This window comes from Citrobacter werkmanii (assembly GCF_008693645.1).
In the GTDB taxonomy this organism is placed as follows: Bacteria; Pseudomonadota; Gammaproteobacteria; order Enterobacterales; family Enterobacteriaceae; genus Citrobacter; species Citrobacter werkmanii.
Map to the genome: position 1 here is coordinate 3,099,190 of NZ_CP044101.1, position 25,203 is coordinate 3,124,392.

Annotated in this window: 32 protein-coding genes; 20 read left to right on the plus strand and 12 right to left on the minus strand. The window is 52.1% G+C overall.

What is annotated here, in order from left to right; all coding sequences use genetic code 11:
* Positions 1-33: 33 nt before the first annotated feature.
* Positions 34-1,521: an alpha-amylase gene (gene amyA, locus FOB24_RS15655; RefSeq protein WP_137347784.1), complete on the plus strand. Its 1,488-nt coding sequence runs from the start codon at positions 34-36 to the stop codon at positions 1,519-1,521.
* A gap of 40 nt (positions 1,522-1,561) precedes the next feature.
* Here amyA and yedD read toward each other — a convergent pair whose 3' ends face one another.
* Positions 1,562-1,975 carry a lipoprotein YedD gene (gene yedD / locus FOB24_RS15660; protein WP_038641556.1) on the minus strand — a complete coding sequence of 138 codons (414 nt, stop codon included), beginning with the start codon at positions 1,973-1,975 and terminating at the stop codon, positions 1,562-1,564.
* A 185-nt stretch (positions 1,976-2,160) separates the two neighbouring features.
* Here yedD and yedE point away from each other — a divergent pair, with 185 nt between their 5' ends.
* Both yedE and yedF read left to right on the plus strand, forming a co-directional pair.
* Positions 2,161-3,366, plus strand: a complete 1,206-nt coding sequence (gene yedE / locus FOB24_RS15665) for a selenium metabolism membrane protein YedE/FdhT (RefSeq protein WP_148043753.1) — start codon at positions 2,161-2,163, stop codon at positions 3,364-3,366.
* Positions 3,363-3,596 (plus strand): sulfurtransferase-like selenium metabolism protein YedF, encoded by a 234-nt coding sequence (yedF, locus tag FOB24_RS15670; protein WP_000790504.1) that lies wholly within the window; start codon positions 3,363-3,365, stop codon positions 3,594-3,596. Before yedE ends, yedF begins: the two co-directional genes overlap by 4 nt.
* 54 nt (positions 3,597-3,650) lie before the next feature.
* Here yedF and fliE read toward each other — a convergent pair whose 3' ends face one another.
* Positions 3,651-3,965, minus strand: a complete 315-nt coding sequence (fliE, locus tag FOB24_RS15675) for a flagellar hook-basal body complex protein FliE (protein ID WP_016153486.1) — start codon at positions 3,963-3,965, stop codon at positions 3,651-3,653.
* 216 nt (positions 3,966-4,181) lie between these two features.
* Between fliE and fliF the strand changes: the two genes are divergently transcribed.
* The 14 genes from fliF (at position 4,182) to rcsA (ending at position 15,681) form a co-directional block, all read left to right on the plus strand.
* The gene (fliF, locus tag FOB24_RS15680) at positions 4,182-5,855 is read left to right on the plus strand and encodes a flagellar basal-body MS-ring/collar protein FliF (RefSeq protein WP_150345139.1); all 1,674 of its coding nucleotides are present in this window, start codon (positions 4,182-4,184) and stop codon (positions 5,853-5,855) included.
* Positions 5,848-6,846, plus strand: coding sequence for a flagellar motor switch protein FliG (fliG, locus tag FOB24_RS15685; RefSeq protein ID WP_003030443.1), 999 nt, complete (start codon positions 5,848-5,850; stop codon positions 6,844-6,846). The genes fliF and fliG overlap by 8 nt, the downstream gene beginning before the upstream one ends.
* The gene (gene fliH / locus FOB24_RS15690) at positions 6,839-7,546 is read left to right on the plus strand and encodes a flagellar assembly protein FliH (RefSeq protein WP_069323568.1); all 708 of its coding nucleotides are present in this window, start codon (positions 6,839-6,841) and stop codon (positions 7,544-7,546) included. Before fliG ends, fliH begins: the two co-directional genes overlap by 8 nt.
* The gene (fliI, locus tag FOB24_RS15695) at positions 7,546-8,916 is read left to right on the plus strand and encodes a flagellar protein export ATPase FliI (protein ID WP_038641572.1); all 1,371 of its coding nucleotides are present in this window, start codon (positions 7,546-7,548) and stop codon (positions 8,914-8,916) included. The genes fliH and fliI overlap by 1 nt, the downstream gene beginning before the upstream one ends.
* Before the next feature lie 21 nt (positions 8,917-8,937).
* Positions 8,938-9,381, plus strand: a complete 444-nt coding sequence (gene fliJ / locus FOB24_RS15700) for a flagellar export protein FliJ (protein ID WP_003030438.1) — start codon at positions 8,938-8,940, stop codon at positions 9,379-9,381.
* Positions 9,378-10,592 carry a flagellar hook length control protein FliK gene (gene fliK, locus FOB24_RS15705; protein WP_150345140.1) on the plus strand — a complete coding sequence of 405 codons (1,215 nt, stop codon included), beginning with the start codon at positions 9,378-9,380 and terminating at the stop codon, positions 10,590-10,592. Before fliJ ends, fliK begins: the two co-directional genes overlap by 4 nt.
* Before the next feature lie 104 nt (positions 10,593-10,696).
* A complete protein-coding gene (gene fliL / locus FOB24_RS15710; RefSeq protein ID WP_038641578.1) occupies positions 10,697-11,164 on the plus strand; it encodes a flagellar basal body-associated protein FliL in 468 nt (155 codons plus the stop codon).
* A gap of 4 nt (positions 11,165-11,168) precedes the next feature.
* Positions 11,169-12,173, plus strand: coding sequence for a flagellar motor switch protein FliM (gene fliM / locus FOB24_RS15715; RefSeq protein WP_038641580.1), 1,005 nt, complete (start codon positions 11,169-11,171; stop codon positions 12,171-12,173).
* A complete protein-coding gene (gene fliN, locus FOB24_RS15720; RefSeq protein WP_005127761.1) occupies positions 12,170-12,583 on the plus strand; it encodes a flagellar motor switch protein FliN in 414 nt (137 codons plus the stop codon). The genes fliM and fliN overlap by 4 nt, the downstream gene beginning before the upstream one ends.
* Positions 12,583-12,960: a flagellar biosynthetic protein FliO gene (gene fliO / locus FOB24_RS15725; RefSeq protein ID WP_137350964.1), complete on the plus strand. Its 378-nt coding sequence runs from the start codon at positions 12,583-12,585 to the stop codon at positions 12,958-12,960. Before fliN ends, fliO begins: the two co-directional genes overlap by 1 nt.
* Positions 12,960-13,697, plus strand: a complete 738-nt coding sequence (gene fliP, locus FOB24_RS15730; RefSeq protein WP_150345141.1) for a flagellar type III secretion system pore protein FliP — start codon at positions 12,960-12,962, stop codon at positions 13,695-13,697. Before fliO ends, fliP begins: the two co-directional genes overlap by 1 nt.
* A 9-nt stretch (positions 13,698-13,706) precedes the next feature.
* Entirely contained in the window at positions 13,707-13,976 is a 270-nt protein-coding gene (gene fliQ, locus FOB24_RS15735; protein ID WP_032939600.1) for a flagellar biosynthesis protein FliQ, read from the plus strand.
* Positions 13,977-13,984: 8 nt separating this feature from the next.
* A complete protein-coding gene (fliR, locus tag FOB24_RS15740; RefSeq protein WP_038641586.1) occupies positions 13,985-14,770 on the plus strand; it encodes a flagellar biosynthetic protein FliR in 786 nt (261 codons plus the stop codon).
* A gap of 287 nt (positions 14,771-15,057) precedes the next feature.
* Complete coding sequence (gene rcsA, locus FOB24_RS15745) at positions 15,058-15,681, plus strand: transcriptional regulator RcsA (protein ID WP_038641587.1); 624 nt, start codon at positions 15,058-15,060, stop codon at positions 15,679-15,681.
* A 54-nt stretch (positions 15,682-15,735) separates the two neighbouring features.
* Here the strand turns inward: rcsA and dsrB are convergent, their stop codons facing one another.
* Entirely contained in the window at positions 15,736-15,924 is a 189-nt protein-coding gene (gene dsrB, locus FOB24_RS15750) for a protein DsrB (RefSeq protein ID WP_038641589.1), read from the minus strand.
* Positions 15,925-16,087: 163 nt separating this feature from the next.
* Here dsrB and yodD point away from each other — a divergent pair, with 163 nt between their 5' ends.
* On the plus strand, positions 16,088-16,315 hold the full coding sequence (gene yodD, locus FOB24_RS15760; RefSeq protein WP_032939599.1) for a YodD family peroxide/acid resistance protein: 228 nt from the start codon (positions 16,088-16,090) through the stop codon (positions 16,313-16,315).
* 205 nt (positions 16,316-16,520) lie between these two features.
* On the opposite strand, the gene FOB24_RS15765 is transcribed toward yodD, so the two are convergent.
* Positions 16,521-16,703, minus strand: coding sequence for a YodC family protein (locus FOB24_RS15765; RefSeq protein WP_038641592.1), 183 nt, complete (start codon positions 16,701-16,703; stop codon positions 16,521-16,523).
* Positions 16,704-16,780: 77 nt separating this feature from the next.
* Complete coding sequence (locus tag FOB24_RS15770) at positions 16,781-17,695, minus strand: DUF808 domain-containing protein (protein ID WP_170973267.1); 915 nt, start codon at positions 17,693-17,695, stop codon at positions 16,781-16,783.
* 175 nt (positions 17,696-17,870) lie between these two features.
* Here FOB24_RS15770 and yedA point away from each other — a divergent pair, with 175 nt between their 5' ends.
* Positions 17,871-18,791: a drug/metabolite exporter YedA gene (yedA, locus tag FOB24_RS15775; protein WP_087856013.1), complete on the plus strand. Its 921-nt coding sequence runs from the start codon at positions 17,871-17,873 to the stop codon at positions 18,789-18,791.
* Here the strand turns inward: yedA and FOB24_RS15780 are convergent.
* The 3 genes from FOB24_RS15780 to FOB24_RS15790 all read right to left on the minus strand — a co-directional run bounded on the left by FOB24_RS15780 (position 18,783) and on the right by FOB24_RS15790 (position 21,430).
* Positions 18,783-19,250, minus strand: a complete 468-nt coding sequence (locus tag FOB24_RS15780; protein ID WP_038641598.1) for a very short patch repair endonuclease — start codon at positions 19,248-19,250, stop codon at positions 18,783-18,785. The two genes, yedA and FOB24_RS15780, sit on opposite strands and share 9 nt — an antisense overlap.
* Positions 19,231-20,661 carry a DNA cytosine methyltransferase gene (locus tag FOB24_RS15785; protein WP_085047998.1) on the minus strand — a complete coding sequence of 477 codons (1,431 nt, stop codon included), beginning with the start codon at positions 20,659-20,661 and terminating at the stop codon, positions 19,231-19,233. The genes FOB24_RS15780 and FOB24_RS15785 overlap by 20 nt, the downstream gene beginning before the upstream one ends.
* Before the next feature lie 76 nt (positions 20,662-20,737).
* On the minus strand, positions 20,738-21,430 hold the full coding sequence (locus FOB24_RS15790) for a phosphohydrolase (protein WP_150345142.1): 693 nt from the start codon (positions 21,428-21,430) through the stop codon (positions 20,738-20,740).
* 440 nt (positions 21,431-21,870) lie between these two features.
* Here FOB24_RS15790 and ompC point away from each other — a divergent pair, with 440 nt between their 5' ends.
* Positions 21,871-23,046, plus strand: a complete 1,176-nt coding sequence (gene ompC / locus FOB24_RS15795; protein WP_085047996.1) for a porin OmpC — start codon at positions 21,871-21,873, stop codon at positions 23,044-23,046.
* 105 nt (positions 23,047-23,151) lie between these two features.
* Here the strand turns inward: ompC and FOB24_RS15800 are convergent, their stop codons facing one another.
* From FOB24_RS15800 to FOB24_RS15815, 4 genes are all read right to left on the minus strand, one after another.
* The gene (locus FOB24_RS15800; protein ID WP_003839058.1) at positions 23,152-23,484 is read right to left on the minus strand and encodes an EmrE family multidrug efflux SMR transporter; all 333 of its coding nucleotides are present in this window, start codon (positions 23,482-23,484) and stop codon (positions 23,152-23,154) included.
* Between the two features lie 79 nt (positions 23,485-23,563).
* Positions 23,564-23,923 carry a hypothetical protein gene (locus FOB24_RS15805; protein ID WP_150345143.1) on the minus strand — a complete coding sequence of 120 codons (360 nt, stop codon included), beginning with the start codon at positions 23,921-23,923 and terminating at the stop codon, positions 23,564-23,566.
* A gap of 209 nt (positions 23,924-24,132) precedes the next feature.
* Complete coding sequence (locus tag FOB24_RS15810; protein ID WP_121529200.1) at positions 24,133-24,972, minus strand: MBL fold metallo-hydrolase; 840 nt, start codon at positions 24,970-24,972, stop codon at positions 24,133-24,135.
* A gap of 17 nt (positions 24,973-24,989) precedes the next feature.
* Positions 24,990-25,169, minus strand: coding sequence for a hypothetical protein (locus FOB24_RS15815; protein WP_087856009.1), 180 nt, complete (start codon positions 25,167-25,169; stop codon positions 24,990-24,992).
* Between the last annotated feature and the right edge of the window lie 34 nt (positions 25,170-25,203).

Here is a 25,203-nt window from a genome sequence, read left to right on the forward strand (position 1 = left end):
GAGGTCGGCCAAACGACTTCTGGAGCACGGAAGATGAAAAATCCCACGTTATTGCAGTATTTTCACTGGTATTACCCCGATGGGGGTCAACTCTGGCCCGAGCTTGCCGAACGCGCAGGCGGACTCAATGATATCGGCATCAATATGGTATGGCTGCCCCCCGCCTATAAAGGCGCATCAGGCGGTTATTCCGTTGGCTACGACTCGTACGATCTGTTTGACCTGGGCGAGTTTGACCAGAGGGGAACCATCCCCACCAAATATGGCGATAAAAACCAGCTGCTGGCGGCAATTGACGCGCTGAAACACAACGACATCGCCGTACTGCTCGACGTGGTGGTTAACCACAAAATGGGCGCGGATGAAAAAGAGAGTATTCGTGTCCAGCGGGTTAACGCCGACGATCGCACGCAAATAGACGATGAAATCATCGAATGTGAGGCCTGGACGCGCTATACCTTCCCCGCCCGCGCAGGCCAGTATTCACAATTCATTTGGGACTATAAATGCTTCAGCGGCATTGACCATATCGAGAACCCCACCGAAGACGGCATTTTCAAAATCGTTAACGATTATACCGGTGAAGGCTGGAACGATCAGGTGGATGATGAACTGGGTAATTTTGATTATCTGATGGGCGAGAACATCGATTTTCGAAATCACGCCGTGACCGAGGAGATCAAATACTGGGCGCGCTGGGTGATGGAGCAAACCCAGTGTGACGGTTTTCGTTTAGATGCGGTGAAACATATTCCGGCATGGTTTTATAAAGAGTGGATTGAACACGTACAGGAGGTCGCGCCCAAGCCATTGTTTATTGTCGCGGAATACTGGTCCCACGAGGTCGACAAACTGCAAACCTACATTAACCAGGTGGAGGGGAAAACCATGCTGTTCGACGCCCCATTGCAGATGAAATTCCACGAAGCCTCCCGTCAGGGCCGCGATTACGACATGAGCCAAATCTTCACGGACACGTTAGTCGAGGCCGATCCGTTTCATGCCGTCACGCTGGTTGCCAATCACGATACCCAGCCGTTGCAGGCGCTGGAAGCCCCTGTCGAGTCATGGTTTAAGCCGCTGGCCTATGCGTTGATCCTGCTACGGGAAAACGGTGTACCATCGGTGTTTTATCCTGACCTCTACGGGGCGCATTACGAAGACACCGGCGGCGATGGCGAAACCTATCCTATCGACATGCCGATCATTGAACAGCTTGCCGAACTGATCCTCGCCCGCCAGCGCTTCGCTCACGGCGTTCAGACGCTCTTTTTTGATCACCCTAACTGTATCGCCTTTAGCCGCAGCGGAACGGACGAAGATCCCGGCTGTGTGGTGGTGTTGTCTAATGGTGATGATGGGGAAAAGACCATCAATCTCGGCGCGAATTACGGTAATAAAACCTGGCGTGATTATCTGGGAAATCGCGAAGAAAGCGTGGTCACCGATGAAAACGGGGAAGCAACGTTTTTCTGTAACGGCGGTAGCGTCAGCGTGTGGGTGATTGAAGACGTGTTGTAATACTCAACCCCGGTGGCCGCTGGCTACCGGGGCGTGCTGCTTATGGCAGCGGCGTGGCCAGCGGTGTTTTCTTTAACGCGTCAGCACATTCCGGCGTCGGGCGATCCACCCGTTGCAGCGTCATGCCATCATACTCCAGCGTATTGCCTTCGCGCTCAATCTCATACAGCTCACGTTTCACGGTCACGTTGGTGAGATCGCCGGAAATCATCGTCAGTTTCCCCGGTAGAGCAATGACCCGCTGCCACTGGCGACAATCCAGCGTATCGCCCTCTTTCGTCACCACCAGGCTGGCAATGGCTTCCGGACTGACCAGGCTACGTTGCGGACCTTTTGACTGCCAGTAGCCTTCCAGACCTGCTGGCGCTGGCGTTTTCACCACGTCGTTATAATTCTCTACTTCGGCGCATCCGCTCAACGCCAGAAATACCCCAACGATTGCTAATTTTTTCATCATTCATCCTGCATGCGAAGAAAATGGGATTGTGGCATTAAAGGTCTGATGCCGCCAGCCTTTCGGTAGCATTGAGAAATATTGATCCAGACAGTGTTACCTCTTATTACTCATAGTCAAAAATTCTGATCGGTGTAGTATCCACACTTCTTGTTACATACCTTCTGAGTTCAGAGGCAAAACGCATGTCATGGCAACACTTCAAACAGGCCTGGTTAATTAAATTTTGGGCCCCTGCCCCTGCGGTCATCGCAGCGGGTATTCTCTCTACTTACTACTTCGGCATCACCGGAACCTTCTGGGCCGTTACCGGCGAATTCACCCGTTGGGGCGGTCAAATCCTGCAATTATTCGGCGTTCACGCCGAAGAGTGGGGATACTACAAGCTGATCCATCTTGAAGGCTCCCCCCTGACCCGCATCGACGGTATGATGATCCTCGGTATGTTCGGCGGCTGTTTTGCTGCCGCACTCTGGGCCAACAACGTCAAACTCCGCATGCCGCGCAGTCGGATACGCATTATGCAGGCGATAGTCGGCGGGATGATTGCCGGATTCGGCGCCCGTCTGGCAATGGGGTGTAACCTGGCCGCGTTCTTCACCGGTATTCCGCAGTTCTCGCTACACGCCTGGTTTTTTGCGCTGGCAACAGCCATTGGTTCATGGGTTGGCGCACGCTTTACCCTGCTGCCGATGTTCCGTATTCCGGTCAAAATGCAGAAAGTCTCCGCCGCTTCCCCGCTGACGCAAAAACCGGATCAGGCGCGTCGTCGTTTTCGCCTCGGGATGCTGGTGTTTATCGGCATGATCGGCTGGGCGTTACTCACTGCGATGGATAAACCTAAGCTCGGCCTGGCGATGCTGTTCGGCGTCGGGTTCGGTCTGCTGATTGAACGGGCGCAGATCTGCTTCACTTCAGCCTTCCGCGACCTGTGGATTTCCGGTCGCACCCATATGGCAAAAGCGATCATCTTCGGGATGGCGGTCAGCGCCATCGGTATCTTTAGCTACGTGCAACTGGGCGTCGAGCCGAAGATTATGTGGGCGGGTCCGAATGCAGTGCTTGGCGGCTTGCTGTTCGGCTTCGGTATTGTTTTAGCGGGCGGGTGTGAAACCGGCTGGATGTACCGCGCGGTTGAAGGCCAGGTGCATTACTGGTGGGTTGGTCTGGGCAACGTTATTGGCTCAACCATTCTGGCTTACTACTGGGATGATTTTGCGCCTGCTCTGGCCACCAACTGGGATAAGGTGAATCTGCTCAACACCTTTGGTCCGCTGGGTGGCCTGCTGGTGACCTATCTGCTGTTATTTACCGCGCTGATGCTCATCATCGGCTGGGAAAAGCGTTTCTTCCGCCGTGCCGGGCTGACGCCAGCCAAGGAGTCTGTATGAAAAATATCGTGCCTGATTATCGCCTCGATATGGTCGGCGAGCCGTGTCCGTATCCGGCAGTTGCCACGCTGGAGGCGATGCCGCAATTGAAGAAAGGTGAAATTCTGGAAGTGGTGAGCGACTGCCCGCAGTCAATCAATAATATTCCACTGGATGCGCGCAATCACGGCTATACGGTGCTGGATATTCAGCAGGATGGCCCAACGATTCGCTATTTGATTCAAAAGTAAGTGTTTGCCGGATGGCGCTGCGCTCATCCGGCCTACATTATCTGCACGTTGTCCCTACACCTGCATCGACATCACTTCCTGATACGCCGATACCAGTTTATTACGAACCTGAATCCCCATCTGCATCGACACCGACGCTTTTTGCATATCGGTCATCACATCATTCAGCGCAATACCCGGTTCACCGAGGGTAAATTTCTCAGCCTGGACACGGGACGCGGTCTGCACATCGCTGATTCTGTCTAACGCCGCATGTAGCTGACCGGCAAAACTCACGGTCGGTTGTGGCTGCATATCCTGCATTTTTGCTGACATCGCCGTGGTTTGTAACTGGCTGATGACCCCTTCAATCCCCTGTATTGCCGACATTCTGATCCCCTGGATGAATTTTCACATAGCTGAGATTACCAGTTAGTCAATAAGATAAAGGCGTTAAATAACGATAAAAAACCACGGTTTTTAACCCATAGAAAAATTCGAAACCGCAAATAATGAGACCGTCAATTTTTCGAGTTTGCTGACCCGGGAGTGAGTCTTGTTCCACTTTGCAAAAAACGCCGTCCACGATAAGCCACGAGGTGCGAGATGAGTGCGACAGCATCGACTGCAACCCAGCTTAAACCTCTCGAGTGGTTAAACCGCCTGCGCGCGAATCCCAGAATTCCTCTGATTGTGGCAGGAGCCGCTGCCGTCGCTATCGTTGTGGCGATGGTTCTGTGGGCCAAAGCGCCCGACTACCGCACCTTGTTCAGCAATCTTTCCGATCAGGATGGCGGCGCGATTGTCACCCAACTGACGCAGATGAACGTTCCCTATCGTTTTACTGAGGGAAGCGGCGCTATTGAAGTTCCTGCCGATAAAGTCCACGAGCTGCGCTTGCGTCTGGCGCAGCAAGGCCTGCCGAAAGGTGGCGCCGTTGGCTTTGAACTGCTGGATCAGGAAAAGTTTGGTATCAGCCAGTTTAGCGAGCAGGTCAACTACCAGCGTGCGCTGGAAGGTGAATTAGCCCGCACCATTGAAACCCTGGGCCCGGTAAAACGCGCCCGCGTGCATCTGGCGATGCCTAAACCTTCGCTGTTTGTACGTGAGCAAAAAGCGCCTTCGGCCTCCGTCACCGTTAATCTGGAACCGGGTCGTGCGCTGGATGAAGGTCAAATCAGCGCGGTCACGCATTTGGTCTCCAGCGCTGTTGCAGGCTTACCGCCGGGCAACGTGACGCTGGTCGACCAGGCGGGTCATCTGTTAACCCAGTCGAACACCAGCAGCCGCGATCTCAACGATGCGCAACTGAAATACGCCAGCGACGTCGAAAGCCGCGTGCAGCGCCGAATCGAATCGATCCTGTCGCCGATTGTCGGCAACGGTAACGTCCATGCACAAGTCACCGCGCAACTGGATTTTGCTAATAAAGAGCAAACCGAAGAGCAATACCGTCCAAACGGCGATGATTCCCAGGCCGTGCTACGCTCGCGCCAGTTAAACGTCAGTGAGCAGATTGGTAGCGGAGCGCCTGGCGGCGTACCGGGCGCATTGTCTAATCAGCCAGCGCCGGCTAATACCGCGCCAATCGCCAATCCACCGGCTAATCAGCAAAATGCGCAAACCACGCAGACAACGAATAACAGTAACAATGCAGGTCCGCGCAGTACGCAGCGCAATGAAACCAGTAACTATGAAGTCGACCGTACCATTCGCCATACCAAAATGAACGTTGGCGATGTGCAGCGTCTCTCGGTGGCCGTCGTGGTCAACTATAAAACGTTACCGGATGGCAAACCGCTGCCGTTAACTGCCGAACAGATGAAACAGATTGAGGATCTGACCCGCGAGGCGATGGGGTTCTCCGACAAACGTGGCGACACCCTGAACGTGGTGAACTCTCCGTTCACAGCGACCGACGATTCCATGGGTGAGCTTCCGTTCTGGAAACAGCCGTTCTTTATTGATCAGTTAATGTCCGCAGGTCGTTGGTTACTGGTTCTGCTGGTCGCCTGGCTCCTGTGGCGGAAAGCCGTTCGCCCGCAGTTGCTCCGTCGCAGCGAAGAAGCGAAAGCCGCGCAAGAACAAACACGTATCCGTCAGGAAACCGAAGAAGCGGTAGAAGTTCGCCTCAGCAAAGACGAACAGACCCAGCAACGTCGCACGAATCAGCGTCTGGGAGCAGAAGTCATGAGCCAGCGTATTCGTGAAATGTCAGATAACGATCCGCGCGTCGTGGCGCTGGTCATTCGTCAGTGGATGAGTAACGATCATGAGTAATGCCCTTACCGGTACCGATAAAAGCGTCATCCTGCTGATGACCATTGGCGAAGATCGCGCGGCGGAGGTGTTTAAGCACCTTTCCACGCGCGAAGTTCAGGCGCTCAGTACGGCGATGGCCAACGTACGCCAGATCTCCAATAAACAGTTGACGGAAGTGCTGGCGGAGTTTGAACAAGAAGCCGAACAATTTGCCGCGCTCAACATTAACGCCAACGAATATCTGCGCTCGGTGCTGGTGAAAGCGCTGGGTGAAGAACGCGCGTCCAGCCTGCTGGAAGATATTCTGGAAACCCGCGATACCACCAGCGGCATTGAAACGCTCAACTTTATGGAGCCGCAAAGCGCCGCCGACCTTATCCGCGACGAGCATCCACAGATTATCGCCACCATTCTGGTGCACCTCAAACGGGGCCAGGCGGCCGATATTCTGGCGCTGTTCGACGAACGTTTACGTCACGACGTCATGCTGCGTATCGCCACTTTCGGCGGCGTACAGCCTGCCGCGCTGGCGGAATTGACCGAAGTATTGAATGGCCTGCTCGACGGCCAGAACCTCAAGCGCAGCAAAATGGGCGGCGTGAGAACGGCAGCGGAAATCATCAACCTGATGAAAACCCAGCAGGAAGAAGCCGTTATTACCGCCGTGCGCGAATTCGACGGCGAACTGGCGCAGAAAATTATCGACGAGATGTTCCTGTTCGAAAACCTGGTGGACGTCGACGATCGCAGTATCCAGCGCCTGCTGCAGGAAGTGGATTCCGAATCGCTGCTGATTGCCCTGAAAGGCGCCGAACAGCCGCTACGCGAGAAGTTCCTGCGCAATATGTCGCAACGTGCTGCCGATATTCTGCGCGACGACCTTGCCAACCGCGGTCCGGTACGTTTGTCGCAAGTGGAAAACGAACAGAAAGCGATTCTGCTTATTGTGCGTCGTCTGGCGGAAACCGGCGAGATGGTGATCGGCAGCGGCGAGGATACTTATGTCTAACGAACTGCCGTGGAAAGTCTGGACCCCGGACGATCTCGCCCCACCGGTGGCGGAGTTTGTCCTGGCCGACCACAGTGAAACACCGTTGTCAGAAGAGACCGATGAGCCGGAACTCTCAGCAGAGCAACAGCTTGAGCAGCAGCTCGCGCAGTTGCAAATGCAGGCCCACGAGCAAGGTTATAACGCTGGTCTGGCGGAAGGTCGACAAAAGGGCCACGAACAAGGCTATCAGGAAGGGCTGAATCAGGGCCTGGAGCAAGGCCAGAACCAGGCGCGCGCGCAGCATGCGCCAATCACTGCCCGTATGCAGCAATTGGTGAGCGAATTTCAGAATACGCTGGACGCTCTGGACAGCGTGATTGCCTCGCGCCTGATGCAAATGGCGCTGGAGGCGGCGCGTCAGGTGATAGGTCAGACGCCTGTCGTAGATAACGCGGCGCTGATTAAACAAATCCAACAGCTGTTGCAGCAGGAACCGCTATTTAGCGGTAAACCGCAGTTGCGCGTACATCCGGACGATCTCCAGCGGGTGGAAGAGATGCTCGGCGCCACCCTCAGTCTGCACGGCTGGCGGCTGCGCGGCGATCCCACGTTGCATCACGGCGGCTGTAAAGTCTCTGCCGACGAAGGCGATCTGGATGCCAGCGTCGCCACGCGCTGGCAAGAGCTCTGCCGTCTGGCCGCGCCAGGAGTCGTGTAATGACCACTCGTCTGACTCGCTGGCTCAATACGCTGGACAACTTCGAAGAGAAAATGTCGCTGCTGCCTGCGGTGCGTCGTTACGGGCGTCTGACCCGCGCCACCGGGCTGGTGCTGGAAGCTACCGGATTACAGCTGCCGCTGGGCGCCACCTGCGTCATTGAACGGCAGGATGGCAACGAAACCCAGGAAGTTGAAAGTGAAGTCGTGGGCTTTAACGGTCAGCGACTGTTTCTGATGCCGCTCGAAGAGGTCGAAGGCGTTCTGCCCGGCGCGCGCGTGTACGCGAAGAATATTGCCGGAGAAGGTCTGCAAAGCGGGAAACAATTACCGCTGGGTCCTGCTCTGCTGGGCCGGGTGCTCGACGGCAGCGGCAAACCGCTCGACGGTCTGCCCGCGCCGGACACCACCGAAACCGGGGCGCTGATGACGCCGCCGTTTAACCCGCTGCAGCGCACACCTATTGAACATGTGCTGGATACCGGCGTGCGCCCCATTAACGCGTTATTAACCGTCGGGCGCGGTCAGCGTATGGGACTTTTCGCAGGTTCGGGCGTCGGTAAAAGCGTCCTGCTTGGCATGATGGCGCGTTATACCCAGGCCGATGTCATCGTCGTCGGTCTGATTGGCGAACGTGGCCGCGAAGTTAAAGATTTTATTGAAAATATTCTCGGCGCTGACGGTCGCGCACGCTCGGTGGTGATTGCCGCTCCGGCAGACGTTTCGCCGCTGTTGCGTATGCAGGGCGCGGCCTACGCCACGCGCATCGCCGAAGATTTCCGCGATCGTGGACAGCACGTATTGCTGATTATGGATTCCCTCACCCGCTATGCGATGGCGCAACGTGAGATCGCGCTGGCGATCGGCGAGCCGCCAGCAACCAAAGGTTATCCGCCGTCAGTATTCGCCAAATTACCGGCGCTGGTGGAACGTGCCGGGAACGGTATTCACGGCGGCGGGTCAGTTACCGCGTTTTACACCGTCCTGACCGAGGGTGACGATCAGCAGGACCCGATTGCCGATTCAGCACGCGCGATTCTGGACGGTCACATTGTGCTGTCCCGCCATCTGGCCGAGGCAGGTCATTACCCGGCCATCGATATAGAAGCCTCGATCAGCCGTGCCATGACCGCGCTCATTAGTGAGCAACACTATGCGCGGGTGCGTAACTTTAAACAGTTGCTGTCCAGCTTCCAGCGTAACCGCGATCTGGTCAGCGTCGGGGCGTATGCCAAAGGCAGCGATCCGATGTTGGATAAAGCCATCGCCTTATGGCCACAACTGGAAGCATTTTTACAGCAAGGCATCTATGAACGGGCTGACTGGGAAGATTCCCTGCACGCTTTAGAACTGATTTTCCCTGGTGTGTGATTGAGCAGGAGAGCATAGGTCATGGCACAACATGGTGCATTAGCAACGCTGAAAGACCTGGCTGAAAAAGAGGTAGATGACGCTGCTGTCTTATTGGGAGAGATGCGTCGTGGCTGTCAGCAGGCGGAAGAACAGTTGAAAATGCTGATCGATTATCAGCATGAGTACCGTAACAATCTGAATAACGATATGGGTCAGGGTATTACCAGTAATCGCTGGATTAACTATCAGCAGTTTATTCAGACCCTGGAAAAAGCGATTGAGCAACATCGCCAGCAGCTCAATCAATGGACACAGAAAGTGGACCAGGCGCTGAACAGTTGGCGCGATAAAAAACAACGGTTGCAGGCGTGGCAGACTCTGCAGGACAGACAAACCTCGGCGGCGTTACTGGCCGAAAATCGTCTGGATCAGAAAAAAATGGATGAATTTGCTCAGCGTGCAGCTATGAGGAAACCCGAATGATTACTTTACCCCAACTGATTACCACCGACACCGACGTAGCCGCAGGTCTTCAGTCAGGCAAAGCGGTAGATTCACCCGAGGATTTTTTAGCGCTGCTGGCTGGCGCATTAGGTGCGGGCGACGCGCAGGGTAAAGGCGCGCCATTGACACTTGCCGACTTGCAGGCGGCGGGCAGTAAACTGCAAAAAGGGTTGCTGCAAAAAAATGGCGATGTCACCCAGGCGGTCAAGTTAACCGATCTGCTGGCGCAAAAAGAGATGCAAACCGATGCTTCTCTTGCCGACATGACAGATGCTCAGCAACTGTTGTCAGCGCTGACGCCGTCGCTGAAAGTGAATGCCCTGACGACACTGGGCAAAACTGTTCAGCAGGATGAAAAAAACACCACGCTCAGCGATGACGATCTCGCCAACCTGAGCGCGCTGTTCGCCATGCTACCGGGACAACCGTTGGCGACACCTGCCGTCGACAACACCCCTGCCCCCATTGATGCCTCGCTTTCGGCGTTGTCACGAGGCACGGCACATGGCGCTATCACCGATAACGCAGGGGAACTGCTGCCCGGTGACGCCAAAAAAGGCAAAGCAGACATTGCCTCTCCTGGCAGCAGCCTGGATCAGACAAACAATCCGACGCTAACCCCACTGACGGTAGCGGCGGCGACCAGAGCGGAAATTGATAGCGCCCCTTCGCCGACCAGCATTGGCGTGACGGCGGCTCCGTTAAGTGGCCCACAGACACATGCTCAGCCGTTACCTACCGCCGCGCCGGTGCTAAGCGCTCCGTTGGGTAGTCAGGAATGGCAGCAATCACTGAGTCAGCACGTCACACTATTCACGCGTCAGGGCCAGCAGAGCGCAGAGCTGCGCCTGCATCCGCAGGATCTGGGTCAGGTGCACATTTCCATTAAGCTGGATGACAACCTCGCACAGTTGCAAATGGTATCACCACACAGTCACGTGCGCGCCGCGCTGGAAGCCGCGTTACCAATGCTGCGTACGCAGTTGGCTGACAGTGGGATCCAGTTGGGACAAAGCAACATTAGCAGTGAGAGCTTTGCCGGACAGCAGCAGTCTTCCGGACAGCAACAACAGGCTGGTCGCGCTCAGGGACAAGATATTTTTGCCGCTGAAGATGACGCCATCCTGGCAACGCCAGCCTCGCTGCAAGCCGCTGCCCGCGGTGATGGAGCAGTAGACATCTTCGCCTAACGCCAGAGGTAGCATGATTATCCGCGTCTTTTCCACGCTTTGTCGTGGACAGGACACGGGATAATCAGCCCATAAGCTGTACCGAAACAGGAAGCCCGTATCTGATGACTGACTCCGCGATTAACAAAAAAAGTAAACGCGCTATTTGGATCCCTCTGCTGGTATTAATTACCCTCGCCGCCTGCGCAACTGCGGGGTATAGCTACTGGCGCATGCAGCAGCAGCCGTCCGCCAGCGTCAAAGCGGAACCGGCTCCACCGCCTGCGCCGGTGTTCTTTGCGCTGGATACCTTTACCGTCAATCTGGGTGATGCGGACCGTGTGCTGTATATCGGTATCACGCTGCGCATGAAAGACGAGGCGACACGTGCGCGTCTGAATGAATATTTGCCGGAAGTACGCAGCCGCTTGCTGCTGCTGTTTTCTCGTCAAAATGCGGCTACGCTCGCCACCGAGGAAGGTAAACAACAGCTGATTACCGCCATCAAAGAGACGCTCGCGACTCCGCTCGTTGTCGGGCAGCCAAAACAGGTTGTCACCGACGTTCTTTATACAGCTTTTATTCTGCGGTAAAGACATGGGCGACAGTATTCTTTCTCAGGCTGAAATCGACGCATTGCTGAATGGCGATAGCGAAACCAAAGACGAACCCATTACCGGTATCGCAAAAGAGAGCGATATTCGACCTTATGATCCCAACACCCAACGCCGCGTGGTGCGTGAGCGTTTACAGGCGCTGGAGATCATTAACGAACGCTTCGCGCGCCAGTTCCGTATGGGATTATTTAACCTGTTGCGCCGTAGCCCGGATATTACCGTGGGGGCGATTCGTATCCAGCCGTATCACGAATTTGCGCGTAACTTACCGGTGCCGACCAACCTGAACTTAATCCACCTCAAGCCGCTGCGCGGTACGGGTCTGGTGGTGTTCTCACCAAGTCTGGTATTTATCGCCGTTGATAACCTGTTCGGCGGCGATGGACGCTTTCCGACGAAAGTGGAAGGTCGCGAATTTACGCATACTGAACAGCGCGTTATCAACCGCATGCTGAAGCTGGCGCTGGAAAGCTACAGCGACGCGTGGAAGGCCATCAATCCGCTGGAAGTGGAATACGTTCGTTCCGAGATGCAGGTGAAATTTACCAACATCACCACCTCGCCTAACGACATCGTGGTGAACACCCCGTTCCACGTTGAAATTGGCAATCTGACCGGTGAATTTAACATCTGTCTGCCATTCAGCATGATTGAACCATTGCGCGAGCTGCTGGTGAATCCACCGCTGGAAAACTCACGTAATGAAGATCAGAACTGGCGCAATAATCTGGTGCGTCAGGTTCAGCATTCTGAGCTGGAGCTGGTGGCAAACTTTGCCGACATTCCGCTGCGGCTGTCCCAGATTTTAAAGCTGAAACCCGGCGATGTACTGCCGATTGAAAAACCCGACCGCATTATTGCTCATGTGGACGGCGTGCCTGTACTGACCAGCCAGTATGGCACCGTGAACGGTCAGTATGCGTTACGCGTAGAACATCTGATAAACCCGATTTTGAATTCGCTGAATGAGGAACAGCCCAAATGAGTGATATGAATAATCCGTCCGATGAGAACACTGGCGCATTGGACGATCTGTGGGCTGACGCGTTAAACGAGCAAAAAACCACGACCACCAAAAGCGCGGCCGATGCGGTATTCCAGCAGTTAGGCGGCGGCGACGTTAGCGGCGCTTTGCAGGACATCGACCTGATCATGGACATTCCGGTCAAACTGACCGTTGAACTGGGCCGTACGCGCATGACCATCAAAGAGCTGCTGCGTCTGACGCAAGGTTCCGTTGTCGCGCTGGATGGTCTGGCGGGCGAACCGCTGGATATCCTGATCAACGGTTATCTGATCGCCCAGGGTGAAGTGGTGGTGGTCGCGGATAAATACGGCGTGCGTATCACCGACATTATCACCCCATCAGAACGCATGCGCCGTCTGAGCCGTTGATCATGAACACCCAGGCGACAGTTTCTCAGCCAGCCGCCGTCCCCGGCTCACCGCTGGTGCAGGTAAGCGGCGCGCTGCTGGGGATCATTGTGTTGATCCTGGCGGCAGCCTGGGTCATTAAACGCCTGGGCTTTGCCCCCAAAAGCAACGGTACGCGAGGGCTGAAGGTTGCGGCAAGTACCTCACTGGGCCCACGTGAGCGCGTGGTGATTGTTGAGGTGGAAGATGCGCGCCTGGTGCTGGGCGTCACGGCCTCGCAAATTAACCTATTGCACACCCTGCCCCCGGCACCTGCCGATGCAGAAGAAAAACCGGCCTCCCCTGCGGATTTCCAGGCCATGATGAAGAGTTTGCTCAAGCGTCCCGGGAGATCCTGATGCGCCGTTTGTTTTCCATCACGCTGGCAGGCTTATGGCTTTTCAGTCCAGTCGCCCTCGCCCAGCTCCCGGGCCTGGTGAGTCAACCGCTGCCAGGCGGCGGACAAAGCTGGTCATTGCCTGTACAGACGCTGGTGTTTATCACCTCGCTGACCTTCCTGCCTGCCATTTTATTGATGATGACCAGCTTCACCCGCATCATCATCGTTTTCGGTTTGTTGCGAAATGCATTGGGAACGCCGTCTGCGCCCCCTAATCAGGTACTGCTGGGGCTGGCGCTATTTTTAACCTTTTTCATCATGTCGCCAGTGATCGATAAAATCTACGTTGACGCCTATCAGCCGTTCAGCGAAGAGAAGATCTCCATGCAGGAAGCCATGGAGAAAGGCGCCCAACCGTTACGCGAGTTTATGCTGCGCCAAACCCGTGAAGCCGATCTGGCGTTGTTCGCCCGTCTGGCAAACAGCGGTCCCTTACAGGGACCAGAAGCCGTACCGATGCGAATTTTGCTTCCGGCTTATGTCACCAGTGAGCTGAAAACCGCATTCCAGATAGGCTTTACCATTTTTATCCCGTTTCTGATTATCGATCTGGTCATCGCCAGCGTGCTGATGGCGCTCGGGATGATGATGGTGCCGCCCGCCACGATCGCGTTACCGTTTAAGCTGATGCTGTTTGTGTTGGTGGACGGTTGGCAATTGCTTGCCGGCTCGCTGGCACAAAGCTTTTACAGTTAGAGGCGCGAAATGACACCTGAATCGGTCATGATGATGGGGACAGAAGCGATGAAAGTCGCTCTGGCCCTTGCCGCGCCTTTGCTGTTGGTGGCCCTCGTTACAGGTCTTATCATCAGCATTTTGCAGGCGGCGACCCAGATTAACGAAATGACGCTGTCCTTCATTCCCAAAATTGTTGCGGTTTTTATTGCCATCATTGTTGCCGGCCCGTGGATGCTTAACCTGTTGCTCGACTACGTGCGTACGCTGTTCAGCAATTTACCGTATATCATCGGGTAGACAACGTTATGTTGCAGGTGAGCAGCGTTGAGTGGATGCAGTGGCTGAATCTTTACTTCTGGCCGTTGCTGCGCATCCTGGCGCTCATCTCCACAGCGCCCATTCTCAGCGAACGCGCCATCCCCAAGCGGGTAAAGCTGGGGCTGGGATTGATGATAACCATTGTTATCGCCCCATCTATTCCCCCAGCAGACGTCCCCATCTTTTCCATCGGCGCGTTGTGGCAGGCCATGCAACAAATTCTGATCGGTATCGCCTTAGGCTTCACCATGCAGTTTGCGTTTGCCGCCGTTCGTACCGCCGGGGAACTGATTGGCCTGCAAATGGGGCTTTCCTTTGCGACATTCTTTGACCCCGGTAGCCGCCTGAATATGCCGGTCCTGGCACGACTGATCGACATGCTCGCCATGCTGTTATTCCTCACCTTTAATGGCCATCTGTGGCTGATTTCGCTGTTGGTGGATACGTTTCATACCTTGCCCATTGGCGGCAATCCGGTTAACAGCAATGCATTTCTCGCGCTGGCGCGGGCGGGTAGCCTGATTTTCCTCAACGGGCTGATGCTGGCCCTACCGGTTATGACGCTGCTGCTGACGCTGAACCTTGCGCTTGGCTTGTTAAATCGCATGGCGCCACAGCTGTCGATTTTTGTCATTGGTTTTCCTCTCACCCTGACCGTGGGTATTTCATTAATGGCGGCGCTGATGCCATTAATTGCGCCATTCTGCGAGCGCTTGTTCAGCGAAATTTTTAATTTGTTGGCCGATATCGTCAGCGAAATGCCCGGAAAATAATAACCCTTAATTTTTATCCTGTTTTACTAAGGATTGTCCTAAATTTAAAAACCGACAACATCCACCAGGATATCGCTGTCGCGGTTTATTTGTTTTTGCCTCACTCACATAACGCAACATTTACTTTACTTTAAGATGTTTCCTGGCAAATTATACGCAACTTTACGGGATAGTAAATTCGCCTGAAAACAGCGAAAGCGTCATCTTGGGTCGTTATTATTCCGTTTAGTTGTGATGCAATAATCAGGTAAGGGGAATTATCGTTACGCATTGAGTGAGGGTATGCCATGTCAACGATTATTATGGATTTATGCAGTTACACCCGGCTAGGGTTGACCGGATATCTGGTCAGTCGGGGGGTGAAAAAAAGGGAAATCAACAATATTTCCAGCGTTGGTGAACTCAGTCTCGCCTGTGTTTCTCTGCAACCCGCTGTGGTGTTTATTAATGAGGACTGTTTTATCCACGATCCTGCTGACAGTCAGCAAATCAAGCAAATCATTAATCAGCATCCCAGTACATTATTTATTGTATTTATGGCAATTGCCAATGTGCATTTTGATGAGTATCTTTTAGTCAGAAAAAATTTATTGATCAGTTCTAAATCAATTAAGCCTGATTCACTGGATGAACTTCTTGGCGATATTCTGAAAAAGGAAGTCAATATTGCTATCGATGTTAATCTGCCGACATTGTCATTAAGCCGTACCGAATCCAGCATGCTACGCATGTGGATGGAGGGACAGGGAACAATACAGATATCAGATCAAATGAATATCAAGGCCAAGACCGTCTCATCCCATAAGGGAAATATAAAACGAAAGATTAAGACGCATAATAAGCAAGTTATCTATCACGTGGTTCGACTCACGGATAACGTCACCAATGGTATCTTTGTGAATATGCGCTAAAACGTTCTGACTGGTGGCGGAACCACCAGTCAGAATCATGCAGAAGAACTTACCTCACTCTATTTTTTCCACAAAGATACCGTCCTGATGACCTGATTCATTAAAGAACCAGATACCGAGCGGGTAGTCTTCCAGCGAAACCAGGTACATGGTGCCTTCACTAAACTCTTCGATTGCCAGTACCACGCCCGGCCGACGTGGACCGCCGTCCGTTTTGACTGTGACCCGATCATTCACCTTCATCATTTTCCTCCTGTGGCTTTGTGCCAGTGTAGAACAAATTCCTTTTTGTGGCAGCGTCCGGCGCATGCGATTGCGGGTTTTCTCGACGGTCTATACTTAAGTGGTGCGCATCTGAGGTTTTGATGCGCTCCCCCGGTATCCTTAACGGTTGAGAGGTATGAGGATGAAAACCGCGAAAGAGTACAGCGATACGGCCAAACGTGAAGTCAGCGTCGATGTAGACGCGCTGCTGAAGGCAATCAACGAAATCTGCGAGAGTGAAATTCATCGCAGTCAGGACGATCCTGAACGCGTCAGCATCGACGGGCGTGATTACCATACATGGCATGAACTGGCCGATGCGTTCGAGCTTGATATCCATGATTTTAGCGTGTCGGAAATCAATCGCTGACTGAGGGTGAAAAAAATCCCGGCCCTCATCGGGCCGGGATCAAGCTTGCTTATGCAAGAAGCACTTGAAAATTCGTTACACCAGGAAATCTGATGTAAAACAAACCTTATCTGCAATTTTTTTGCCTGACAAGAAAATAATTCTCACCAAAATGATAAATATAACTAATGGTTGAGAGTTAGCCGGGTTACGGCCAGGCCCAATATCAGGTGTCCTGGCAGAGCGATCTTTGCTCGCCGGGCACCAGTTCATCTTCACGGAATGCTTCCCGTTTAACGCCAAAGCCGTCGTACCAGCGACACTCCACCATTCCGCTGGCATACCCGGTAACGATCATGCGTGGGCCACCCTCTTTCGAAGTGACTTCCTCACTGACAGAAAAGACCATACCTGCCTCCTGTATCAAGAGAAACCTTTACACCTTAGACGACAAAAAGGCTTTTTGCGTAATTAATCCGGCGACAATTAGTGCGAAACTCCGCGCAGTCTGGCAACGGTTTTCACCAGCAGAACGACTATTCCACCAATGATAAAGCCGAGCACCAGATTAAGCAGGGTCGGAAGCATAAGCCCAATCAATGCGCTTTGCTGCTGGGCAAAATGTTCTATCGCATGATGCAGCGGTGATATTCCATGTACAACAATCCCACCCCCTACTAAAAACATCGCCAGCGTGCCCACCACTGAAAGTGTTTTCATCAGCCAGGGGGCAACAACCAGTAGTCCTTTCCCCAGCGATTGGGCAAGCAGGCTGCGCTTTTCTGCCAGCCAGTAGCCGATATCATCCAGCTTAACGATAATCCCTACCAGGCCATACACGCCCACGGTCACCGCTAAGGCGATACCTGATAACACCAGCACCTGATTCAACAACGGCGCATCCGCCACAATACCGAGGGTGATGGCGACAATCTCAGCGGATAAAATGAAATCGGTACGTATCGCACCTTTGATTTTATCTTTCTCGAAGGTCAGTGGGTCCTGCGCCGCCAGAGATGCCAGACGCTGCTGGCGCTCTTCCGGGGTCTCTTTGTGTTTACGCGCTTCCAGGGTGTGAAGCACTTTTTCCACCCCTTCAAAACAGAGAAACGCCCCGCCTACCATTAATAAGGGGGTGATCGCCCAGGGTATAAAGGCGCTAATCAATAGCGCCAGCGGTACAAGAATAACTTTGTTAACAAACGACCCTTTAGCCACGCTCCAGACCACCGGGAGTTCGCGGTTCGCCCGCACGCCCGACACCTGTTGCGCATTGAGCGATAAGTCATCTCCCAAGACACCCGCGGTTTTTTTCGCGGCCAGTTTTCCCATGACCGAGATATCGTCGAGTAAGGTAGCGATATCATCGAGTAAGGTCAGTAAGCTACTTCCTGCCAAAATGTTAACCCTCAATATTATTTTTTTGCCGTATTAAGTATGAAGTAAAACACGCCATGCGGAAACTGGCCTTTCTGGTCAACAAATATTTAACAATGGCATGCAATTATAAATCTCGCCAGCACGATAGTTTTGACGTTTACTATGTTGCACCTTTTTATTTCCACCGTGAGGGATTATGCGTTTCAGGCAATTGTTACCACTTTTCAGTGCGCTCTTCGCGCTGTATATCATTTGGGGTTCCACCTACTTCGTTATTCGCATTGGCGTGGAAAGCTGGCCGCCGTTGATGATGGCTGGCGTGCGTTTTCTCTCTGCGGGCATTTTGTTAACCGCATTCTTACTGATTCGCGGGCATAAGCTGCCGCCTCTGCGCCAGCTCCTGAACGCCGCGTTAATTGGCGTCCTGCTGCTGGCTGTGGGTAATGGGCTGGTCACCGTCGCAGAACATCAAAATGTGCCTTCCGGTATCGCCGCGGTGGTGGTTGCTACCGTTCCGCTGTTTACGCTGTGCTTTAGCCACTTTTTTGGTATCAAAACGCGCAAACTGGAATGGGTGGGAATCGCCATTGGATTAGCAGGAATCATCATGCTGAATAGCGGCGGTAATTTAAGCGGTAATCCTTGGGGTGCTGTATTAATCCTGATCGGTTCGATAAGTTGGGCGTTTGGCTCGGTGTACGGCTCACGCATAACGTTACCCGTTGGCATGATGGCTGGGGCCATTGAAATGTTAGCCGCCGGGGTTGTGCTGATGTGCGCCTCGTTGCTCTCCGGGGAAAAACTGACCACTATGCCGACATTTTCAGGCTTTATGGCGGTGGCGTACCTGGCCCTGTTTGGCTCTATTATTGCCATTAACGCGTATATGTATCTGATTCGCAACGTCAGTCCGGCGTTAGCCACCAGCTATGCCTACGTTAATCCGGTTGTCGCCGTACTGCTAGGTACCGGTCTGGGAGGAGAAAGTCTGGCGCTCATCGAATGGCTGGCGCTCGGCGTGATCGTATTTGCGGTGGTATTGGTTACCCTCGGTAAATACTTATTCCCTATGAAAGCGGATGCCGTTGCTACCCCGTCGGAAAAGACACTACAGTAAGTGAATACCCTGAGTGTCGATCTGCGCGGTGGCACCGCCGCCGCAGATCCACTCGATGACACGTTCAGATAACGCCTCATCGCCGAGTTTTTCGCGCCCGCGCAGGGCGCACTCCCAGACAATCAGTACACGCCAGCCCAGAGTCTGCAATTTTTCACAATCCCGCGCGTCACGCTGGACATTTTTACCTATTTTTTCCAGCCAGAATTCCGTTCGCGTGGCAGGGACTTTAAACAAGTAGCAGTTGTGATGATGCCAGAAACAGCCATGGGTAAAGATCACACAACGGTAATCATCCACTACAAAATCGGGGCGACCAGGTAACGTCGCATCCTGCACGCGAAACGTTACGCCCTGCTCTGTCAGTACGCTGGCAAGGCGTTTTTCAATGGCGGTATCACGGGTGGCGATCGCCCGCATATTTTTACTGCGCGTTGCTTTATCGTGAACGTCTGCCATGCAGGTTCTCTTTTTCGCGAATAGCAACCGCCTGTTTGATTTTCGGCTCCAGCAGTCTGGCAACCGCCGCGAATGCCGGAACGACCACCGAATTACCAAACTGGCGATAAGCCTGAGTATCCGACACCGGGATCCTGAACTGATAGCCCTGCGGTGATTCAAACCCCATCAGGCGCGCGCACTCCCGTGGTGTAAGCCGGCGCGGACGGTGCTGCTGGTTCAATGGATCGTCAAAATCCTTTTCCCCCAGCGCCATATCCCAGCCGCGATCGACAAGGATCTCGGCGCCGTCTTTATAATAGCGTGCGGATAATGTGCGCGTTACGCTATCGGGATTACCAGGATACACCATGCCATAACCAAACCCATTCCCCCGCGCCTGGTGCTTTTTCGCATAGCGGTATAAATATTTCCACAACACCGGCGTCAGCACATATTTCGCATCGACGGTCGGCTCAAGCAGCTCCGCCAGCGTAGTACGTCGCGGCGGATAGCGAGTGACAATATTGCGCAGCGTGAAGTCTGATTTCAGATTCAGATCGCGTCGAAATCCGACGAGCACAATACGTTCACGATGCTGAGGTAAAAAATGTTGTCCATCGATTATTTTCGGATCGTCAGGTCCATTATCCGCCGCATCCGCGACGTCATAACCCAGCTCATCCAGCGTCTGCATAATGATGCGAAACGTTTTACCCTGGTCGTGACTTTTCAGATTTTTAACGTTTTCGAGCACAAATATTGCTGGTCGACGCGCATCGATAATGCGCACCACATCAAAAAAGAGTGTGCCTTGTGTATCACAGGCAAAGCCGTGGGCCCGCCCTAACGCATTTTTCTTTGATACCCCAGCCAGGGAGAAAGGCTGACAAGGAAATCCTGCCAGCAGTACGTCATGTTCAGGAATATGTTGGCGAATATGTTCCGCCGCCTGCTGGTCGCTTACTCCATCATGATGACTCAGCGTGACATCGCGAATATCTTCATTAAAGTGATGCTGGAGCGGATCGCAATAATTATTCGCTTTGTAGGTGCGCACCGCATGCTTGTTCCATTCGCTGGTAAACACGCACTGCCCGCCAATCGCCTCAAAGCCGCGACGAATCCCACCGATGCCGGCAAACAGATCGATAAATCGAAAGGCATAGTGCGGATGATGCGCAGGTGGCGTCGGCAGCAAGGAATTCAGATGAGCAAGCTCATTGTCGCTGAGGCGATACCATGTTTCGTTCGCCACTACTCGCTTAAAGATGGCCGGACTCCAGCGGTTCTCACCAACACCATTCAGATGAGCAACCAGGGTTTTCACGTCATAAATTTCAAGCAACTTAGCCAAAATTACCTGTGCGGCGGCCTTGTTATCATCTGTCATTGGGTTCATGGAGCCTGCTACTGAAAAATTATCCTGCATACATTTAACCGGCCGAAATGGATAACCGACAGATTAACATAAAATAGCGCGGTTGACGTTGCGGCTGTACTGGCGACTAACGTGCTTTAAAGGGTTGAATCGCGTCGAGATCCAGCATTGCATACTCTCCTTTTAACTCCGCACTCAGCTTCGCCATATACGTCAGTAAAAAGTCAGCATTATGCTGCGCTAAATGTCGGCCTTGTTCAGTTTGCATTGTCAGCGGCAGCGTCAATAATTTGGTCTGAAAGTGATCGAGCGCATACTGTTTATCGTCAAGGCAACGCTTCCGCGCGAACGGATCTTCCGCGTCAAACAGCGCCACGCCTAACGCACCAGACACGGCAAATACGCGTGCTAAACCGATAGCCCCCAGCGCCTCAAGCCTGTCGGCATCCTGCACAATTTTAGCTTCAATAGTTTCCGGTGCTATCTTCGCGCTGAAACTGTGCGCCTCAATGGCATGACATACGGCAGGTATACAGTGTTGCGGAAAATCAGGGAAATCGCGCCTCAGAATGCGGCGTGTTTCCTGCGCCGCCAATACCGACGAGCGATAACGATCCGGATGATTCTTCGGCAAGCTGACAAGATCATGGAAGTAGCACGCTGTAAGAACCACCAGCCAATTTACGGTCGCATCCGTGCTTAGCTTTTGCGAGGTCTTCCACACGCGACGAAAATGAGAGATATCATGGGCAGCATCCTGCCCAGAATGGTTATCCTGTAGCCACGCTTCAAATTTTGACTGCCAATCTTGTCGTTCCATGCGGTCTCTCTTTGCAGAAAGAAAACCACCTTAACAACAATTTTCATTGCAGACCACTGTCAGCGCTTCAATTTATATAAATATATTATCACTCTCAATTTTATATAATCACAGAAAATTTATTATTCACTGTTCACCATAGCAACAGATAATCATATGTAATCAAACAATAAATAACCCCCAAAAATAAAATACACGAAAGCAATGAACGCAAGAAATACATAACCTACTGATAAAAATAAATTTATCATGTAAATAACATTATTAAACACATATACATTAATTTATAAAAAGACGCTATAGAAACATTATGAAATATCTTAAATACATTTGTTACATGTTATATTTTAAATTAAATGAACTTCATAGATAGTATCCAAATGTAGTCTTTCGGATAGTACTACATATTCATATTAATTATTATCATAAGGGAATACATAATGAAAAGAAAAGTACTGGCACTTCTCCTCCCTGCTTTATTAGCTGCAGGCGCAGCGAATGCCGCTGAAATTTATAATAAGAACGGCAATAAACTGGATCTGTACGGCAAAGTCGATGGTCTGCATTATTTCTCTGACGATGCGGGTAGCGACGGCGATCAGACCTATGTACGTGTGGGCTTTAAAGGCGAAACCCAGATCAACGACATGCTGACTGGTTATGGTCAGTGGGAATATAACGTCCAGGCCAACGGCACCGAAGGTGAAGGTGCAGATTCATGGACCCGTCTGGCTTTCGCTGGCTTAGGTTTTGGTCAGAACGGTACCTTTGACTACGGTCGTAACTATGGCGTTGTCTACGACGTAGAAGCCTGGACCGATATGCTGCCGGAATTCGGCGGCGATACCTACACCCAGACCGACGTGTATATGACCGGTCGTACCAACGGCGTTGCCACCTACCGTAATAAAGGTTTCTTCGGTGAGGTTGATGGTCTGAACTTCGCTCTGCAGTACCAGGGCAATAATGAAGATGGTGGTTCAGGCGAAGGTACTGGTAATGGTGATGGACGTAGACTGTCTCGTGAAAATGGCGACGGTTTCGGTATGTCCACCTCCTATGACTTCGACTTCGGTTTAAGCCTCGGTGCGGCATACTCCAGCTCTGACCGTACTAATAATCAGGTTGCTGCTGGACGTGGCGACAGTAGCCATGCCAACCGCTATGCTGGTGGTGACACAGCTGATGCCTGGACCGTGGGTGCCAAATATGATGCGAATAACGTGTACCTGGCTGCCATGTATGCTGAAACACGCAATATGACCGCATACGGTAAAGGGGATGGAGTTGAAGGCGGTATTGCTAACAAAACGCAAAACTTCGAAGTTGTTGCACAATACCAGTTTGACTTTGGTTTGCGCCCGTCCGTTGCATTCCTGCAGTCTAAAGGCGTTGATTTAGGCGGCTGGGATCACCATAGCAATGGCACCCCACGCTACACCGACAAAGATCTGGTCAAATATGTTGATGTAGGTATGACTTACTACTTCAACAAAAACATGTCCACCTACGTTGATTACAAAATCAACCTGCTGGATGAAGACGATAGCTTCTATGAAAGCAATGGTATCGCGACTGACGACATCGTTGCCGTTGGTTTAGTCTACCAGTTCTGATTGAGATACAAACAGCAAGCCCGCTTCATATGAAGCGGGCTTTTTTCACCGCACGGGGATAAGCTCTGCTAAGAGCGCCAGATATCCGACACGCTTTCAATAGAATTAATGCGGGGAAGATTTGGAAAAAATATTAATAACCAGAACCCCTGCACAAATAAGGAACATGCCTGCGATCGCCGGAAAATCAAGCTTCTGCCCACTTACCAACCAGCCCAAAAGGCTGATTAATACGATTCCAGCACCTGACCAAATTGCGTACGCAATACCCGTTGGAATGGTCGACAGCGTCTGAGCGAGAAGATAAAAAGCAGTGCAGTAGCATACAATGGTTGCTACAGATGGCCATAGACGTGTAAATCCGTCAGAGAACTTCATCAGGGTTGTACCTATTACTTCAGCTACAATGGCCCCGGCAAGGAAAATGTATGAATTCAAAATCTGGCCCCATGTGACAATCTAAAACAATTATCGTATCACAAAGGATCAGGTGAGTTTGAACACAGCCAAAACTCCTTCAACTTAGTACAAAAAGACCGTCTGAAGCGCCGCGAGGTCTGCTATGCGCGGACGTTGGGGTTGATGTTAAAGTCACCACAGAGCTGACATCGGTCTGTGGACTGCCAGATTCGAATACCCAGTTTTCCATTTCCCGGGTAAGTTTTTGCTTAGTATCAGCATCAACGACGCCATCAGGAAATCTGATATTTATAACTTTTCCTTTATCATCAATATCATATACTACTTTGAATTTATTACTTTCATCCACCAACGTCCTTACCCCAGTTTTGCTTATTGTTTCACTTGCATGAGAACTAAAAGCTAAACCTGCGGACAAAACAGCAATAATGGCCACACCCAACAGCTTGTTATTCATAGTGTTATCTACCCGCAAATAAATAATGATAAATAGAAATAATTATCATTTCCACTGTTTGTTTTTACAGCTACGCTGGGTGTGGCAATATTGAGGGACCTGAACTGGTGCTCTCACGGCGCAGAACCAAACCTAATCTGACGGTCCACTCTGGACAATAATGACGTTGAATAGCACTAATCAATTACAAGCCTGTCGGGCATATCCGTTCAATTCTCAGAGTAAGAAAGGCGGTATCCACTCCCCTCTCTGAAAATGCTGGCAAACCCCGCCTGGCCTAAATGCATACCTGCAATGAGCATTTTTTTGCTGACAGCTTTTTCCATAATTTTCTTCCTTGTTTCCTCGGCCTGAGCGGGATCGGTATCGAATAAAATAGAGACATTCGGGTGCGCTGACTGAATATGAGGGTAGTGGACGATGTCGCCCCATATTAATAAGCATTTATCATCTGCATCAATGCGAAATCCTGTATGCCCGGGCGTATGACCCGGTAACCATACTGGGAGAATACCTTCTGCAATGTTATCCCCGTCGAAAAAACGCAGGTTTCGCGCATAAGCGTGTAACGTTTGGCGGACCAGCCCAAAATTACGTTGCCCGCGCTCATTCGCCATGCTGAGTTTTTTATCATCCAGCCAATGTTGCGCTTCAAGAGGATGAAGCATAATTTGAGCGCGCTGAAAAACTGGCCGTTTTTCAGGATCCAGCAGACCGCCAATATGGTCCGGATGGCAGTGCGTCAATAACACAGTATCGACCTCGTCAGGACTGATCCCCACTGCTGCAAGGTTTACGTTGAGTTGCCCTCCTTTGTTGCTCAGCGGCCCTGCGCCAGCGTCGACCAAAATGACCCGACCCCGACCGCGGATAAGATAGCAGTTTATATGGATATCGGCAGGCTCATCGAGCCCGGCGTCATTTTGAATGACGTCCGCATCAGCTTTTTCAATGCCTGACAGTAAATCCAGGCTGGCTGACATTGTACCGTCACTCAGCGCCGTAATCTGAAAATCTCCAATCTGCCGAAACGGAAAGAAATGGCTCATCAGTACCTCGGGATTAGTTACGGGCAAATATGTGTTGTCAGGCCAGATGCCTGTTGGATGGCGAAATCCAGTTCACGAATAAAGTTTTCCATCACCTCCTGTGTTCGAGCAGAGGGCACGGCATTTATGGATAAAATTGTTAAGGTTTTGAACTTGTCAGAGTGGTTTTCAGAAAGATAAAAGGTCAGATTAGGCATTCCATTCTGCCTCGCTTTCAGAATCGTTATACGA